The sequence below is a fragment of the Sphingomonas cynarae genome (genome assembly GCF_039537815.1).
Lineage (GTDB): Bacteria > Pseudomonadota > Alphaproteobacteria > Sphingomonadales > Sphingomonadaceae > Sphingomonas > Sphingomonas cynarae.
Genome location: NZ_BAABBF010000002.1, coordinates 611,739 through 627,499 on the forward strand (window position 1 = coordinate 611,739; position 15,761 = coordinate 627,499).

At 67.2% G+C, this 15,761-nt stretch carries 15 protein-coding genes; 9 read left to right on the plus strand and 6 right to left on the minus strand.

Annotated features, from left to right (window positions below; genetic code table 11):
• Positions 1 to 59: 59 nt before the first annotated feature.
• The 4 genes from ABD719_RS06100 to ABD719_RS06115 form a co-directional block, all read right to left on the minus strand.
• Positions 60 to 3,305, minus strand: coding sequence for a glycoside hydrolase family 2 TIM barrel-domain containing protein (locus ABD719_RS06100; RefSeq protein ID WP_344692473.1), 3,246 nt, complete (start codon positions 3,303 to 3,305; stop codon positions 60 to 62).
• A complete protein-coding gene (uxuA, locus tag ABD719_RS06105; RefSeq protein WP_344692474.1) occupies positions 3,302 to 4,486 on the minus strand; it encodes a mannonate dehydratase in 1,185 nt (394 codons plus the stop codon). Before uxuA ends, ABD719_RS06100 begins: the two co-directional genes overlap by 4 nt.
• A 108-nt stretch (positions 4,487 to 4,594) precedes the next feature.
• Complete coding sequence (locus ABD719_RS06110; RefSeq protein ID WP_192126225.1) at positions 4,595 to 4,915, minus strand: DMT family transporter; 321 nt, start codon at positions 4,913 to 4,915, stop codon at positions 4,595 to 4,597.
• A 172-nt stretch (positions 4,916 to 5,087) separates the two neighbouring features.
• Complete coding sequence (locus ABD719_RS06115) at positions 5,088 to 5,345, minus strand: hypothetical protein (RefSeq protein WP_344692475.1); 258 nt, start codon at positions 5,343 to 5,345, stop codon at positions 5,088 to 5,090.
• Between the two features lie 301 nt (positions 5,346 to 5,646).
• Here ABD719_RS06115 and ABD719_RS06120 point away from each other — a divergent pair, with 301 nt between their 5' ends.
• On the plus strand, positions 5,647 to 6,741 hold the full coding sequence (locus tag ABD719_RS06120; protein ID WP_344692476.1) for an FxDxF family PEP-CTERM protein: 1,095 nt from the start codon (positions 5,647 to 5,649) through the stop codon (positions 6,739 to 6,741).
• Between the two features lie 222 nt (positions 6,742 to 6,963).
• Here the strand turns inward: ABD719_RS06120 and ABD719_RS06125 are convergent, their stop codons facing one another.
• Entirely contained in the window at positions 6,964 to 7,131 is a 168-nt protein-coding gene (locus ABD719_RS06125) for a hypothetical protein (protein WP_192126219.1), read from the minus strand.
• A 203-nt stretch (positions 7,132 to 7,334) separates the two neighbouring features.
• A complete protein-coding gene (locus ABD719_RS06130) occupies positions 7,335 to 7,667 on the minus strand; it encodes a hypothetical protein (protein WP_344692477.1) in 333 nt (110 codons plus the stop codon).
• Positions 7,668 to 8,246: 579 nt separating this feature from the next.
• Here ABD719_RS06130 and ABD719_RS06135 point away from each other — a divergent pair.
• Genes ABD719_RS06135 through ABD719_RS06170 form a run of 8 tightly spaced genes read left to right on the plus strand, consistent with a single transcriptional unit; the run spans position 8,247 to position 15,759 of the window.
• Positions 8,247 to 8,558: an STAS domain-containing protein gene (locus ABD719_RS06135; protein ID WP_344692478.1), complete on the plus strand. Its 312-nt coding sequence runs from the start codon at positions 8,247 to 8,249 to the stop codon at positions 8,556 to 8,558.
• Positions 8,555 to 8,923 (plus strand): response regulator, encoded by a 369-nt coding sequence (locus ABD719_RS06140; protein WP_344692479.1) that lies wholly within the window; start codon positions 8,555 to 8,557, stop codon positions 8,921 to 8,923. The genes ABD719_RS06135 and ABD719_RS06140 overlap by 4 nt, the downstream gene beginning before the upstream one ends.
• Positions 8,920 to 10,875, plus strand: coding sequence for a chemotaxis protein CheA (locus ABD719_RS06145; RefSeq protein WP_344692480.1), 1,956 nt, complete (start codon positions 8,920 to 8,922; stop codon positions 10,873 to 10,875). The genes ABD719_RS06140 and ABD719_RS06145 overlap by 4 nt, the downstream gene beginning before the upstream one ends.
• A gap of 1 nt (position 10,876) precedes the next feature.
• Positions 10,877 to 11,377: a chemotaxis protein CheW gene (locus tag ABD719_RS06150; protein ID WP_344692481.1), complete on the plus strand. Its 501-nt coding sequence runs from the start codon at positions 10,877 to 10,879 to the stop codon at positions 11,375 to 11,377.
• 27 nt (positions 11,378 to 11,404) lie between these two features.
• Entirely contained in the window at positions 11,405 to 13,225 is a 1,821-nt protein-coding gene (locus tag ABD719_RS06155) for a methyl-accepting chemotaxis protein (RefSeq protein WP_344692482.1), read from the plus strand.
• Positions 13,222 to 13,707 carry a chemotaxis protein CheW gene (locus ABD719_RS06160; RefSeq protein ID WP_344692483.1) on the plus strand — a complete coding sequence of 162 codons (486 nt, stop codon included), beginning with the start codon at positions 13,222 to 13,224 and terminating at the stop codon, positions 13,705 to 13,707. Before ABD719_RS06155 ends, ABD719_RS06160 begins: the two co-directional genes overlap by 4 nt.
• 28 nt (positions 13,708 to 13,735) lie before the next feature.
• Positions 13,736 to 14,908, plus strand: a complete 1,173-nt coding sequence (locus ABD719_RS06165) for a carbohydrate porin (protein ID WP_344692484.1) — start codon at positions 13,736 to 13,738, stop codon at positions 14,906 to 14,908.
• Positions 14,905 to 15,759, plus strand: a complete 855-nt coding sequence (locus ABD719_RS06170; RefSeq protein WP_344692485.1) for a CheR family methyltransferase — start codon at positions 14,905 to 14,907, stop codon at positions 15,757 to 15,759. The genes ABD719_RS06165 and ABD719_RS06170 overlap by 4 nt, the downstream gene beginning before the upstream one ends.
• Positions 15,760 to 15,761: the final 2 nt, after the last annotated feature.

The window sequence follows — 15,761 nt, forward strand, 5'->3', positions numbered from 1 at the left end:
TGCTTCGCTACGCTCGCAATGACGGCTTGGGTCAGGCCGATGCCATCCTGCTATCAGCCTCAATCCCCCGTGGTGGCGGTCGCCGGCCGTGCTGCCGCCACGGTCGTTCCCGGCCCGGCGAACGGTTCCAGCCGGAACGAGAAACGGCGCGGAGTCAGGGGGATGCGGTATGGCGGCAGGGGCTGGCCATCCTTGTTCCACGTCGTGTCGCCGCCCAGCCCGGCCTGCACCGCGTCGACCATCAGGCTGACCTCGCCATGCGGCACGATATCGGCGCTGGTGCGCGTGCCCGGCGGGCGGCGGGCCAGATCGGCATAGGGAAAGGCGAGCGCGTTGACCGACAGCGGCCGGTCGCCGGTGATGCGCAGGCCGGTGGCCGGCCCGGTCAGTTCCAGCCAGCGGACGTCGGTCTTGTTGCCGGTTTCCTGCGGGCGCATGAAATCATGGTGCTGCGCGGCGATCGCCCCGCGCCACAGCGCGATCATCGCCCCGGTCTTGCGATCGGCATAGCTTTCGTGCGGACCACGGCCATACCATTCGATCGTCCGGTACGCGGTCGGCATCGTATAGGCGAAACCGATGCGCAGGGGATGGGGCAGGTCCTGCTTCAGCGGCGTGAAGTCGCCCGCGACCGCGACCGATCCGTCACCCGCCATCGTATAGGTGGTGACGAAGCGGGCGGCGCCGTCGCCCATGCCGTGACGGACGGTGATGGTGGCATCGGCGGCGGTGACGCCGTCGACCCGGCGCGTCGCCGACATGCCGGCCCAGGCGGCGTGGACCGCTTCCGGCCCGGTGCCGATATCGTTGTCGGTCAGCGCGCGAGTGAAGTTGGGGGCGCCGCCGTGCAGCAGCTCCGACCCGTGGACGCGGTAGCCGGCGATCAGGCCGGTCGTGCGGTCGATCGTCAGCGTCGCGTCGCCGGCCGCCAAGGTCACGGTGTTGTTTTCCGCGGTCAGCTTGACCTTTCCCGGGCGTGACGCGGTAGCGACGATGCGCGGGCCGAGCGCGAACTGCTCCCAGCCGATCACGGTGTTCGCCGGCACCAGCGGGATCGCCCCCGCCTTCGCCAGCGCACGGATCGTCACGAGATATTCGATGTCCGGGGGTGTCGTGTCGTTTTGTAGCTGCAAGGTGAAACCGTGCCCGAGCGCGACCGACGTCCCGTCGAAAGCGGGAAGTTTCGGCAAGGTCAGCACGAAGCCCTCGCTGGCCCGCGCCTTCGTCGCCAATGATGGCCCCGCGCCCTGTGCGACGATGACCCCGTTCGCGGTCACCTCCCATTCGATCGCGAAGCCGGACAGGTCGCGGAAATCATGGCGGTTGGTGACGGTGAAACGACCAGCCTTCGCATCCACGGCGGCGAAACGGATCGGGGAATGGACCTTGGCCAGTTCGTGATATTGCGGGTTGGGGGTGCGATCGGGCTGGATCAGGCCGTCGCCGAACTCGATCTCGCCACCCGGATTGGGGCCGTAGCTGCCGCCGTCGCCCCAATAGCGGCGGCCATCCTTCGTATACCGATACATCGACTGGTCGACCCAGTCCCACACGAAGCCGCCCTGCAACCGGTCCGGATGCGCCTCGATCGTGTTCCAGTAATCGATCAGATTGCCCCCCGAATTGCCCTGCATATGGGCATATTCGGACTGGATCATCGGCTGCGCGAAATCGGTGCGGCGGGCATAGTCGGCCATCCTGGCGGCGCTGTCGTACATCGGCGCGTAGATGTCGGCGAACGGGTTCGGCCGGAAATCGCTCAGCTGGCTCCAGCCGAGATACGAGATCAGCCGGGTGGGATCGATCGCGCGGGCGGCGGCGGCCGCCGCCTCGAAATTGGGGCCGTTGCCGGATTCGTTGCCCAGCGACCAGAAGATGATCGACGGGTGGTTCTTGTCCCGCTCCACCATGTTGACCACGCGGCTGACCTGCGCCGCGCGCCATGCGGGATCGTAGCCGATCTCGTATTTGGTCCGGTCCACATCGGTGCGGCGGCTGTTGATCATGTAGCCGTGGCTCTCGATGTTGGCCTCGTCCATCACGTAGAGGCCGTATTCGTCGGCGAGGTCGTAGAGCCGTTCGTCGTTGGGATAGTGCGAGGTGCGCAGCGCGTTGACGTTCGCGCGCTTCATCAGCGCCAGGTCGCGGCGCATCGACGCTTCCGAGATGACGTGGAAGGTTTCGGGATCGTGTTCGTGGCGGTTGACGCCGCGGATCGTGACCGGGCGGCCGTTGATCGTGACCAGCCCCTGCCGGATCGCGATCTCGCGAAAGCCGATGCGGCGCGCGGTCGATTGCACCACCCGCCCGCGACGATCGACCAGTTCGGTCAGCAGCGTGTAGAGCGCGGGCGTCTCTGCCGTCCATGGCCGCACCATGGGCAGCGTGGCGGTGAACACAGTCGCGGTGCCGCGGACGGGCGTGGTGCGGGTCAGCAATGCGCGGTCGCCGTCCAGCAGTGTCAGCCGCGCGACATGGCCGGCGGCGGCGGCAGTGGTCGTCAGGCGCACGTCGAGCGTGCCGTCGCGATACCCGTTGGCGAGGCCGGCCCTGACGATTGTGTCGGCGATCCGCGCCTTCGGTGCCGCCATCAGGTACACCGAGCGTTCGATGCCCGACACGCGCCAGAAATCCTGATCCTCCAGATAGGAGCCATCCGACCAGCGGTGGATCTGGATCGCCACGCTGTTGCGCCCCGGCGCCAGGAAACGGGTGATGTCGAATTCGGACGGCAGCTTGCTGTCCTCCGAATAGCCGACCTTCCGCCCGTTGACCCAGACATGATAGGCCGATCCCGCCGCGCCGATGTGCAGGATCACGTCGTCGCCGCGCCATCCCGCCGGCACGTCGACATCGCGGCGGTACAGGCCGACGGGATTGGTCGCGTGCGGGATCAGCGGCCGGTTGGCGGGAAACGGATAGGTGATGTTGTTGAAGCGGGGCTGGTCGTACCCCTCCGCCTGCCAGTCGGCCGGCACCTTGATGCTGCGCCAGCCGGATACGTCATAGCCGGGGGCGGCGAAATCCGTCGGGACGCCGTCGGACGAGGGGAAGAAGGCGAATTTCCACGCGCCGTCGAGCGTCAGGAACCGGGCGGAGCGGGCCATGTCGCCCGCCAGCGCGCGGTCGCGATCCTCGAACGGGAAGCCGGTGGCGCGGGCGGGTAGCTTGCCGATCGCGAAGACCGCCGGATTCTCCCATTCCGGCCGGGCGGGGTCGATCTGCGGCTGGATCGGCGGCGTCTGCGCATGGAGCGGAGCGACGCCCAGCAGCGACAGCCAGCGCAGGCGGCGCGATATCGTCATCGCATCGTCGCCGCATGGGCGATACCGCGTTCCAGCCCGCGCAGTTCGGCCAGCCCGCGCATCCGGCCGATCAGCGAATAGCCGGGATTGGTGGTGCGGGTGAGGTCGTCCATCATCTGGTGGCCGTGATCGGGGCGCATCGGAATGCTGCGGCCCGATGCGGCGGACAGCCGGTGGACCGCCGCCACAACCGCCGTCATGTCGGCATCGCCGTCCAGATGCGGCGCCTCGTGGAACGCCGTGTCGCCGCCTTCGCGATCGACCGAGCGGAGGTGGAGGAACCCGATCCGCTCGCCCAGCCGTGCGACCATGCCCGGCAGGTCGTTGTCGGCGCGCACGCCGAGCGAACCCGTGCAGAAGCACAGGCCGTTCGATGGATTGGGCACGCGCGCGAACAGGGCGGTCAGGTCCGCCTCGGTCGATACCACGCGCGGCAGGCCGAAGATGGGGAAGGGGGGGTCGTCGGGATGCACCACCAGCCGCAGCCCCAGTTCGTCGGCATGGGGGCACACCGCCGCGAGAAAGGCGGTGTGATGGGCGCGCAGCATCTCCGCATCGATCCCCGCATAGCCGGCGATGGCGTCGCGGAAACCGGCGGAGGTAAAACTCTCCTCCGCGCCCGGCAGGCCGGCGAGGATCGTCGCCTCCAGCCGGGTGCGCCCGTCATCGTCCATCGCGTGGAAACGGGCGGTGGCGGCATCGATCAGGTCGGGGGCGTAATCGTCCGCCGCGCCGGGCCGGCGGAGGATGTGCAGGTCGTAGGCGGCCACCGCCTCCCATTCGAACCGCAGCGCACGGGCGCCATCGGGCAGCGTCCAGCCGAGATCGGTGCGGGTCCAGTCCAGCAGCGGCATGAAGTTGTAGGTGACGGCCCGGATACCCTCGGCGGCGAGGTTGGTCAGGCTGATGCGATAGGCGTCGATCAGCGCGCCCCAGCGGGGGCCGCGCGTCTTGATGTCGTCATGGACCGGCAGGCTTTCGACGACGGTCCAGTCGAGGCCCGCCGCTTCGATGACGGCGCGGCGTTCGGCGATCGCGGCGCGGGGCCAGACCGCACCGTTGGGGATGTCGTGCAGCGCGGTGACCACGCCGGTCGCCCCGGCCTGACGGATGCCCGCCAGCGACACCGGATCGCGCGGCCCGAACCAGCGCATCATCTGCGTCATCAACACCGGTAGCATCCCCTGCCGTCTTTTCGTCCAACACCCCGATCCTACCAAAGCACGCCGTGGGCGACCAGTGGTAATCGATGTGGGTTGGCCAATTCGACCCGGAAGCGGGGCGGGTGGTCAGGCGGTGGCGAAGAACTTGGTACCCGCCACCCCGACGATGATGAGCGCGATGAAGGCCATCTGCGTCGGGTTCAGCTTTTCGCCGAACAGCACGACGCCGAACACCGTCACCCCCACTGCGCCCAGCCCGGTCCATACCGCATAGGCGGTGCCCGCCGGCAGCCCGCGCATCGCGAGCGCCAGCAGCCCCATATTCACGAAACTGAGGGTGACCGGCACGGCGGAGGCGAGCAGCGTGCCCTGCATCGCGGCCCATTTCAGGCTCAACGCCCAGACGATCTCGGTAATCACGGCAATGCCGAGGATGAGCCACGCCATGCGGGCACCTCCTGCTTGCGGGCTCGGTGGAAAACGTGGCGACCGGAAACCCGTAAGAGGCGCGCACGATGCGGCGCCCGATAGACGGTGATCGGGCGTCTGTCCATGTCGGTATCCTGGCCATGGCGGGTTCGGGCCGCCGACAGAATAGCCGTCGACAGCCGCCGCTCCGTCAGCCGCCACGTCGCCGGATCAGTCGCGCCCAGCCGATCCGTAGCCATGACAGCAGGCCACGGATGCCACGCCGGCCGGCATCGGACCGGCGCGGAGCCGTGGCATCGTCGAGCCCGCTGGCCCTGGCCAGCGCGGCCTGATGTTCGGCCGCCCGGATATGGATCGCCCTGACCGCCTCGATCGGGGAGGCGACGGCTTCGGCGACATGACGCCGCATCTTGTCGCGCGGATCGTCCAGAAACGGTGATGGGCGCATGATCTTCTCCCTGATCCGCTATAACGCCGGTCGACCGCTTTCGGCCCGCGCCACGACGAGGCGGTCGATGGGGCCTGAATATGCGCCACGTATCGCCCGATCCCCGGGAGCAGATTCCCCGGCAGCCGATCGTCGGGATCGTCCTGTTCCGGGATGGGCGACGGAGTCCCGCAACGATGACCCATAGCGGTCGCGCGTTATCCGTCGCCCGTCCCGGAACAGGACGATCCATCGATGGGAACGGCGCTGCGCTTCGTCGATGAGGCTGATAGGGCAGCGCACCGACAGGGGGTCTTTTACCGTGAAAAATATCGTGTTGCTTGCTGCCGCCGCCATGGCGGTCGTATCGCCGTCCACCGCCATCGCCAAAGGCAATGCCGCCGATGGCCTGCAGGCGATGCGCGAACTGAACCTGATCGTGCTGGGCGATCTGAACACGCAGCAGCATATCCAGGGCAAGGCGTTCGTCGGCGGCAACGTCAAGGGCCGGCCCGTGGTCGCGCAGGGCGGCAGCCAGGGCTATCGGGCGAGCGGTCGTCCGCAGCTGACGGTCGGCGGCAACAGCGAGGGCTTCACCATCGAGCGCAACCTCGGCGAGCCGTTGGTGGCGCTGGTCGGCGGGAACGCCGCCGGCATGGCGTTGAACGGCGTTGGCACCGTCCAGGTCGGCGGCACGGCCAATGTCGCCAATTTCAACCCCGGTGGCAGCAAGCTCGTCCAGTACGGCACGGGCGTGACCGGCGGTCAGGCGCAGGACGCCCCCTATCTGACGCTGACCCCCGGCCTGGCCGATCCCCGCAACGGGTTGGCCGCCACCATCGCGGCGCAGACCACGAAGCTGGCCGAAGACCTCGGCGTCCTGTCGATGCAGTTGTCGTCGCTCGCGTCGATCTCGACCATCACCTCGACGACGACGGCGCTCGATTATGCGCGCGCGGCGGACGGCTATGCGGTCTTCACCATGACCGCCGCGGCGTTTCAGGACCAGAATGCCAATTTCGATGTGCTGTTCGGCCGTCTTCCGGCGGGCATGACGACGATCGTGAACGTGCTGGGCGAGACACTGGTCCAGGGCGGCAACATCAATTCGACCGCGCTCAACCAGACGGTGATCTGGAACTTCGCGCAGGCGACGTCGATCACGACGAAGGGATGGCACGGTTCGATCCTGGCGCCGCTCGCCACGTTGACGAACACCAGCGCGATCGAGGGGAGCGTCGCCGTGAAGGCGTTCACCATGAACGGCGAGGTCCATCTGGGTACGTTCGCAGGCACCGATGCGATCGTCGCGACGGCCGTGCCGGAACCTGCGACCTGGGCGATGATGCTGACCGGCTTCGCGATGATCGGTGCCGCCGTTCGCCGCCGCCGTCGCGCCGCCATCGCGTTCGTCTGAACGCTGCGGGGTAACGGCGGTACTCCCGTATCGCGCATCGCGATCGCCCGGCCATACCGGGTCTGCCGCGATGCTGCGCCGGTATCGGGTTCGCCGCCTGTCCCGCCAACGACACGTCCGTGGTCGACGCCATGCCGCCGGGCAACCGGGATGGGAGTGCGTCGACCCGGTCGTCATCACGACCATCCGCCCCTCATTCCCGGCGCCCGGCGCCAGCGTCGCCTATGCCGCCTCGCTCAGTCCTTCGTCCGCCTTGTTGGCCAGTTCGAGGTACAGGTTCGCCAGGGCGTAATGGCTGGCACATACCGCCGGATTGGCGGTCGCCGCCGCCAGCCGTAGCTGCAATTCGGCCCGCGCCTCGTAATAGGTTCGCTCGTCGTCGGCCTGCATCACTCTTTCCTAATGTTGGCGATTTGCTCGCCTTATGGGCGCTTCGCTACGCCCGCGAGACAGCCATCGCAAGGCTTATGTTCGCCTTTCGTTCCAAGCAAAATCAATCGTCTGTCCCAAAAAAGGGCAGTGCCGCATCCACATCAACGACCTATGTTTATCCGGCGATGGCAGGCTGCCGTGTCGGCATCGCGCCCACCGGGTCATCCGGCCTTTGCCGACTCTCCCTTGCCGGGTAACCTGACACCGCGAAGCTGACGAACCATGTCCTTCGCGTCGGGGCCGGCGGCCTGCATGAACAGGGCGAACAGGTCGTGATCGCCCAGATCGTTGCCGATGTGGAGGGGTAGCGCGACCGGCTGGCGCAAGCGCACCCCCGGCTGCGCTTCCAGCACGATGGCCCGCCACGACATGCCCACCGGCGCGGGCCCGAAATCCTCGCTGAATTCCCGTGCAACGGCATTGCGGATGCGGATCCGGTTGTCGGGATGCGTGTCGAACCAGGCCGCGTCGCCCTGCGTCGCGATCTCGATCATCCGTTGCTGCAGTGCCGTGATTCCAGCCATCGTTCGCCTCCGGCCGCCCCCTACCGACAAAAGTCGCATTCGTCACGACGGCCAGTCCTGCGTGGTTCGCGCGGGGTGCGATGGGCTGGGCAAATGTTCCCCCGGTCAGGCGCGGCAAGCCCGATCCGATCCGCTGCCGCGTCGCCGCTCCGGTTTCCGCGCGGCATCGGCCGGTTCCCGGCGGGCAGGGTGGATCGCCGCCTGACCATGCCCGACATTTATGCCAAGATATACAACCACTTCGCTCTTAATCGGCAAAGGATCACCAACCGGTGCTTCCGGTGAATGTCATGCGTCCTGCTCGGAGCATTCATCAGGTAATTTCAGGTCGACTACAGAGGAAAGGCAACAGATTTTTGCATTCGGGAATATATATACGTCGCATCCGTCATATAAATATTTGGAATGATGGCGAATGCATTCCGTTTGACGATTGCCTGACGCCAAAAACCGGCGTGTGACGCCCGGCTGTTCCTGCGTGGTTACCACTTTTTTAGGATGTTCCGTTTACGAAACGAAACACCAAGAACAAAGGTGTGCAACCCTATCATGCCGGACCTCCCAGTAAGCATCGGCAACCATGCCGATGACGGGCTGCTCAAGCGGGTGGCCCAATTCAGTGATGATCTGAAATCGTCTCTGTCGAGACACGGCTCCGTGTCGCTCGACCTGTCGGAGGTCCGGAATCCGGACATCCGTGTCGTGCAGGTCGTCGAGGCGGCGCGCAAACAGGCGGCAGGCACCGGCGCGACCATCTCGCTGGTCGGCACGGTCGATGCCGCTCTCCTCTCCCTTCTCGAGCGCGCCGGCTTCCTGACCGGCGAGCATCCATTCTGGTCGCAAGGAACCATCGCGCGATGACCGCCTCCATTCTCACCGTCGACGACAGCGCCAGCCTGCGCATGGCGATCCGTATCGCGCTGACCGGCGCGGGCTATGCCGTGACCGAGGCCGGCGACGGCGTCGAAGGGCTGGCCAGGGCTGCGGAGACGCGGTTCGACCTGATCGTCACCGATCTCAACATGCCGAACATGGACGGGCTGGCGATGATCCGTGCGCTGCGCAGCCAGCCTGCGCAGGACGGCATCCCGATCATCTTCCTGACCACCGAATCCGACGCCGACATGAAGGCGCAGGCCAAGGCGGCGGGGGCGACCGGATGGCTGGTCAAGCCGTTCGTGCCGGATCAGCTGGTCAAGGTCGCACGCAAGGTGCTGGGCCGGTGAGCGCCAACGATCCGGTCGCCGCCTTCCGGGTCGAGGCGGGCGAACTGCTCGATCAGGTCGAGCAGGGCTTGCTCGATCTGGGCCACCGGCTCGACGACATGAACGTCGTCAACGCGGTCTTTCGCGGGCTGCACACGCTGAAGGGCTCGGGCGCGATGTTCGGCTTCGATGCGCTGGCGGGCTTTACCCACCACTGCGAAAGCGCGTTCGATCAGGTCCGCAAGGGCACCGTCCCCGCGACCGGGGAGATGGTGGCCGTCATCCTGTCGGCGGGCGACCATATGCGCGCGCTGGTCGAAGGCGACGCGCCCAAAGCGGTCGGCGACGAGATTCTGGTGCGGCTGGCTGCGGCGGTCGAGGCCGCGCGTGGCGGGCCGGTCGCGGCGGCGACCGTCACCGGCGGCACGCAGGGCTGGCGGCTGTCGTTCCGCCTGCCGGTCGATGCGGTGGTCAACGGCACCAACCCGTTGATGCTGCTCGACGAGCTGCGGGCGCTGGGCGAATGCACGGTGGTCGCGCGGACCGACACGGTGCCGATGCTCGACGACCTCGCCGTCGCGGAAATCCATATCGGCTGGGACGTGACGCTGATCGGCGACATGTCGCGTGAGGATATCGAGGACGTCTTCATCTTCGTCATGGACGACATGACGCTGTCGATCGAGCCGATCGAGCCGGCCGGCGCCGACGTCGCCGGGCCGGCGCCCGCGGACGAAGTCGACACGCCGGCGGTGGAGAGCGACGATCCCGTCGCCGCCCGGATCGCGGCGAAGCCCGCGGGCGAAAGCGTCCGCGTTCCGGCCGAGCGGCTGGACGCGCTGATGGACCGGGTGGGCGAACTCGTCATCGCGCAGAGCCGCCTGTCGCAGCTCGCGCAGCAGGACGGCGGCGTCGCGATGCGCTCCATCTCGGAAGAGATCGAGCGGCTGGCCGGCGAATTGCGCGACACGATGATGGTGTTGCGCATGGTGCCGGTGGCGACGCTGTTCGGCCGGTTCCGCCGCCTGATCCACGATCTGTCGCGCGACACCGGCAAGACGATCGAACTGGTCACCGAGGGCGAGCATACCGAGGTCGACAAGACCGTGATCGAGCGGCTGTTCGATCCGCTGGTCCACCTGATCCGCAACAGTTGCGACCATGGCCTGGAGCCGGGCGAGCAACGGCTGGCCGCGGGCAAGCCCGAGGCGGGCACGGTGCGCCTGTCCGCGCATCAGGCGGGGGGCGAGGTGGTCATCACCATCCGCGACGACGGCCGCGGCATCGACCGGGTGCGCGTGCGGGCCAAGGCGGAGGCCAACGGGCTGATCGAGCCGGGCCAGCCGCTGGCCGACCAGGAACTGCTGCAACTGATCTTCGCGCCCGGTTTCTCCACTGCGGCGCAGGTGACGAACCTGTCGGGGCGCGGCGTCGGCATGGATGTGGTCAAGCGCACCATCGAATCCTTGCGCGGCACCATCGACGTCGCCTCGGTCGACGGCGAGGGATCGACGATCACGCTGCGCATCCCGCTGACGCTGGCGATCATTGAGGGGCTGCTGATCCGGGTCGGCGAGGCGCGATACGTGCTGCCGCTGGCGGCGGTCGAGGAATGCCTCGAACTGACGCTGGAGGAGGATGGCCGGTCGCGGGGCCAGAACCTGATCACGCTGCGCGACCGGCTGATCCCGTTCGTGCGGCTGCGGGAGGTGTTCGCGACCGGCACGCCGCCCGATCCGTACCAGAAGATCGTCGTCGTCTCGGTCGGGCAGGAGCGTGTCGGCCTCGTCGTCGACCAGATCATCGGCAACCACCAGACGGTCATCAAGTCGCTGACCGCGCTGCATCGTGGCGTGGCGTCCTTCGCGGGTGCGACCATCCTGGGCGACGGCAGCGTCGCCCTGATCCTCGACATCGGCCAGCTCGTCGCGGCGGCCCAACCACGGGAGGAGCGGCTGCGCGCCGCTGCATGACATGAGCGATCCAACCCCGACCCTTCCCGCTGCCGGCACCACGCTGGAGGTCCTGACCTTCGGCATGGGCGGTGAGACGTTCGCGCTCGACGCGGTGCTGGTGCGCGAAATCCTCGACATCGTGCCGTGCACCCCGGTGCCCGGCGCCGATGCGCTGGTCGGCCACGTCATCAACTTCCGTGGCCGGGTCATCCCGCTCGCCGATCTGCGTCCCGCCTTCGGGATGGAGAAGGCGCAGGTGACCGCCGACAGCCGCATCATCGTGATCGAACTGACGATCGACGACGAGCCGCTGCTGATCGGCCTGACCACCGACAGCGTCGACGAGGTCGCGACCTTGCCGGCCGACGATTGCGAGCAGCCGCCGGCCATCGGCATGCGGTGGCCGCGCGATCATGTCCGCTGCCTGGTCCGGCGCGCGCACGACATCGTCGTGCTGCCCGACCTGCAATCCCTGTTCCACGCGCTGGCCACACGGGCCGGCGTCTCCACCATTCACTGATCCTCGAAGCCAAGGGGGCTTTTTCCAATGCGTGCAACGATCAAGATGAAACTGGGGGTCACGTTCGCGATCCTCGTGGTGATGATGCTGGCCATTGTCGGCATCGGTATCAGCAGGATGAACCAGCTGAACAACGCCATCGCCGATATTATTTCCGGCCCGGCGGCGCAGCTGGACGCAGTGCTGTCGATCGATGCGGAGGCGGGCCGCGTCGTGCGAAACGAGAAAAATCTCGTGATGACGAGCGATCCCGCGCTCATGAGCGAATTCAACAAACGTATGCAGATGCAGCGTGCCAACGTCGATCGGCTCATCGCGACGGGTTCGGCGGCAGCGAGCGATCGGGGCAAGCCTTTGTGGGCAGAGCTGGGTCCGCAATGGAACGCCTACAAGGCGCTGAACGAGCGCGTGGGCGTACTCGGCATGGAAAACAAGAACGAAGCCGGAGCCCGCATCTCGATGGCAGAGGCGCGCGATGCGGTGATGCAAATGTCGGCGACCATCACCAAGCTGGTCGACCTGCAGCGCGTTCGCATGAAGGAAGCCGATGCCAGCACCACGACGCTGTACAACGATGCTTGGATGGTGCTGGTAACCACTGCGGTGCTGGCGCTGATAATCGCCACAGGTGGTGCGATCTGGATTTCACGGGTCGTTTCGGTCGGTCTTCGCCGGGTAAGCGCTGCGGTCGATGCGCTCGCGGTTGGCGATCTCGACAACCAGATCACGGTTACCAGCAACGACGAGATCAAGGATTTGGTCGACACGGTGAACCGGATGACCGTCAACCTGCGCAAGTCGGCTGCCTTGGCCGAGACGATCGCCCAGGGCGACCTGACCGTCGATTACCAGCCGCTGTCGGACAAGGACACGCTGGGCCACGCGCTGGTCAGCATGACCAATCGCCTGCGCGGCGTCATCGGCGATGCCACGGTCGCGGCACAGAATGTCGCGGCCGGTACGCAGCAGCTGTCGTCCACCGCGGACCAGGTGTCGCAGGGTGCGACCGAACAGGCCGCCGCCGCCGAGGAAGCATCGGCGTCGATGGAGCAGATGAGCGCCAACATCAAACAGAATGCCGACAATGCGGCGCAGACCGAAAAGATCGCGCGCCAGTCGTCGAAGGACGCCGAAGCGAGCGGCATCGCGGTCGACCGCGCGGTAGGCGCGATGCGCACCATCGCCCAGAAGATCGGCATCGTGCAGGAAATCGCCCGCCAGACCGATCTGCTCGCGCTGAACGCGGCGGTAGAGGCGGCGCGCGCCGGCGAACACGGCAAGGGTTTCGCCGTCGTCGCCTCCGAAGTGCGTAAGCTGGCCGAGCGCAGTCAGACCGCGGCGGCCGAGATCAGCGCGGTGTCGTCCGACACCGTCACGGCGGCGGCCGAGGCTGGCGACATGCTGTCGAAGCTGGTGCCCGACATCCGCCGCACGGCGGAACTGGTGTCGGAGATCAGCGCCGCCTGCCGCGAGCAGGATATCGGGTCGAGCCAGATCAATCAGGCGATCCAGCAGCTCGACACCGTGACGCAGCAGAACGCATCGGCCTCCGAGCAAATCTCCTCGACCTCCGAGGAACTGGCCGGGCAGGCGGAAGAACTGCAGGAGGGCATCGCCTTCTTCCGGATCGATGCGACCGAAGCGCGGGCAAAGCCGGCCGCTCGCCCGGCCGCACCCGTCGCCCGCAAGGCGATGCCCATCAAGAAGCCGGTGTCTGCCAAGGCCGTCAAGTCGAAGGGGAAGGCCGGGTCGGTCGCCGACCAGCAGTCGCGGGCGCGTGGCTTCGCCATGGATATGATGACGGGCGGCGCCGATAGCGAAGACGCCGAATTCGGTCGCGCCGCGTGATCCCGGCCGCCGATATAGAGGCGGTCGTGTTCAACCTGGGGGGCGAGACATTCGCCCTCCCGGTCGGCACGGTCCAGGAAATCCTGGATTATCGCGAGGCTTTCCAGATGCCGCAGGGTCCGGCGTGGCTCGCCGGCCTGATCGATGTGCGTGGCGAGGCCATTCCGATGATCGACCTGCGCATCCGCCTTGGTTTGCCGGCGGCGACGGTCGGCCCGACGACGCGCATCCTGGTGGTGGGGGTCGCCTGCGGCGAACGCCTGCTGACGCTGGGGGTGATCGTCGACCGCGTGCTGGACGTCGCCACCTTCGCGGCCGGATCGGTCGAGACGACGCCCGACATCGGCGTGCGCTGGCGCTCCGACTATATCGACGGGATCGTCCGCAAGGCGGGCGGCTTTATCGTCCTGCTCGCGGCCGCGCGCATCTTCCAGGCTGAAGACGGCGCCATCGATTTTTCCGACATGGCCACCGCCGCCTGACACCGGCGGCCAAAAGGGGGGGCGTTCGATGACTTTACAAACGGTAGCGGCGCTGGCCGCCTGCGGTGCGGCGGTGGGCCTTGCCAACGACGCGTGCGCGCAGGCGGACACGCCCCCCACGCCCGCCCTCGTGGCTGGTTTCACCTACAAGGCCGATGTCATGGGTATCGACGCGGGGCAGGGCAGGCACGACGTCGTCTATCTCGACAATGCCGAGCTGACCCTGTCCGCCGATTTCGACAGCGCGATCGGATGGCGTGGCGGCACGGCGTTCGTCGACGTGCTGAACAACTTCGGCGGGGCGCCGAACCGGACCGCCAACACGTTGCAGGGCGTCGACAATATCGAGGTCGGCGCACCCGCCCTCCTCCTCTACCAGGCATGGGTGCAACAGACCTTCGCCGGCGGCCGCCTGTCGGTGCTGGCGGGTCGTTACGACATCAACAGCGAATTCTATTACAACGACGCCGCCGGGCAGTTGATCAATCCCGTCTTCGGGATCGGGTCGGAACTGTCGTCGACCGGCCCGAACGGACCATCGACCTTTCCCCGCACCGAAATGGCGGTACGCGTCCGGTACGCCGGGAAACGCGATTACGTGCAGGCCGCCATGGTTCGCGCGCCGCGCGGAACGGTCGATCCGGTCGGCAAGCGGACGCTGCTGTTCATCGCCGAGGCCGGCCGTCGGGGATCGACCGCACTGTCGATCGGCGCGTGGACCTATTCGCGCCGGCAGCCCGAAATCGTGCCGCCCGGCGTGTCGGTCGACGAGCGACGGGCCGCCTCGCACGGGGCCTATGTGCTGGCCGAACAGGATGTGGCCGGCAATCCGGACGGCGCGGGTTACTGGCGCGCGTTCCTGCGGGCCGGGGTGGCCGATGGCGACACCACGCCGTTCGGCGGCGGTATGCAGATCGGGCTGTCGGGGCGGCGCATCCTGCCGTCGCGGCCCGACAGCATGGTGTCGATCGGATACGGCAGGGCCAGCCTCAGCGACCGGTATCGCCGCGCCAATCCGGCGGGCGCACCGCCGCTGACCGCGTCGGAAAACGCGCTGGAACTGACGTACAGCGACCGGCTGTCGCCGTTCCTGACGCTGCAGCCCGACGTGCAATACGTCTTTCGACCTTCGGGCCGGCGCGATGCCGACGATGTTCTCGTCCTGGGCCTGCGCGCCATCATCAGTTGGGATATGCCATGAGCGCCGTTGCAGTACGTCACCCCGACGACGTGGATCACCTGGGGCCCCGCGATTTCGCGCGCCTGGCGGCGTTCATCCACGACGTGGCGGGCATCAAGATGTCCGCCGGCAAGACGACGATGCTGGAGGGCCGCCTGCGCCGCCGCGTCCGCGCGACCGGCACGGAGACGATCTCGAACTATTGCGACTGGTTTTTCAGGGACGGGCATCACGACGGCGAGACCGTTCACCTCATCAACGCGGTGACCACCAACAAGACCGACTTCTTCCGCGAACCGCGCCATTTCGATCATCTGCGCGACGTCGTTCTGCCAGCCCTGCACGCCACCGGGCGGCGCAGGATACGGGGGTGGAGCGCGGCCTGCTCGACCGGGGCGGAACCCTATACGATGGCGATGGTGATCGACGCCTTCGCCGCGCAGCATGGCGGACCGGAATATTCGATCCTCGCCACCGATCTGGATACCGAGGTGCTGGAGGTGGCGCAGCGCGGCATCTACCCCGCCGAACAGGTCGTGCCGGTGCCGCCGCTGTTGCGCCAGCGTTACGTGCTGGCCGCGAAGGCGGCGAAGCGTAACGACGTTCGCATCGTGCCGGCACTGCGGGCGGCGATCAGCTTCGCACGGCACAATCTGATGGCCGACCAGTACGAGGTGGGTGAGCCACTGGATCTGATCTTCTGCCGCAACGTGCTGATCTATTTCGACAAGCCGACGCAGGAGCAGGTCGTGCGCCGGCTGGTCGATCGCCTGCACCCCGGTGGATACCTGTTTCTCGGCCATTCGGAATCGATCGCCGGTATCGACCTTCCCCTCATACCGGTGGCCAACACCGTGTTCCAGCGGACGTAAAG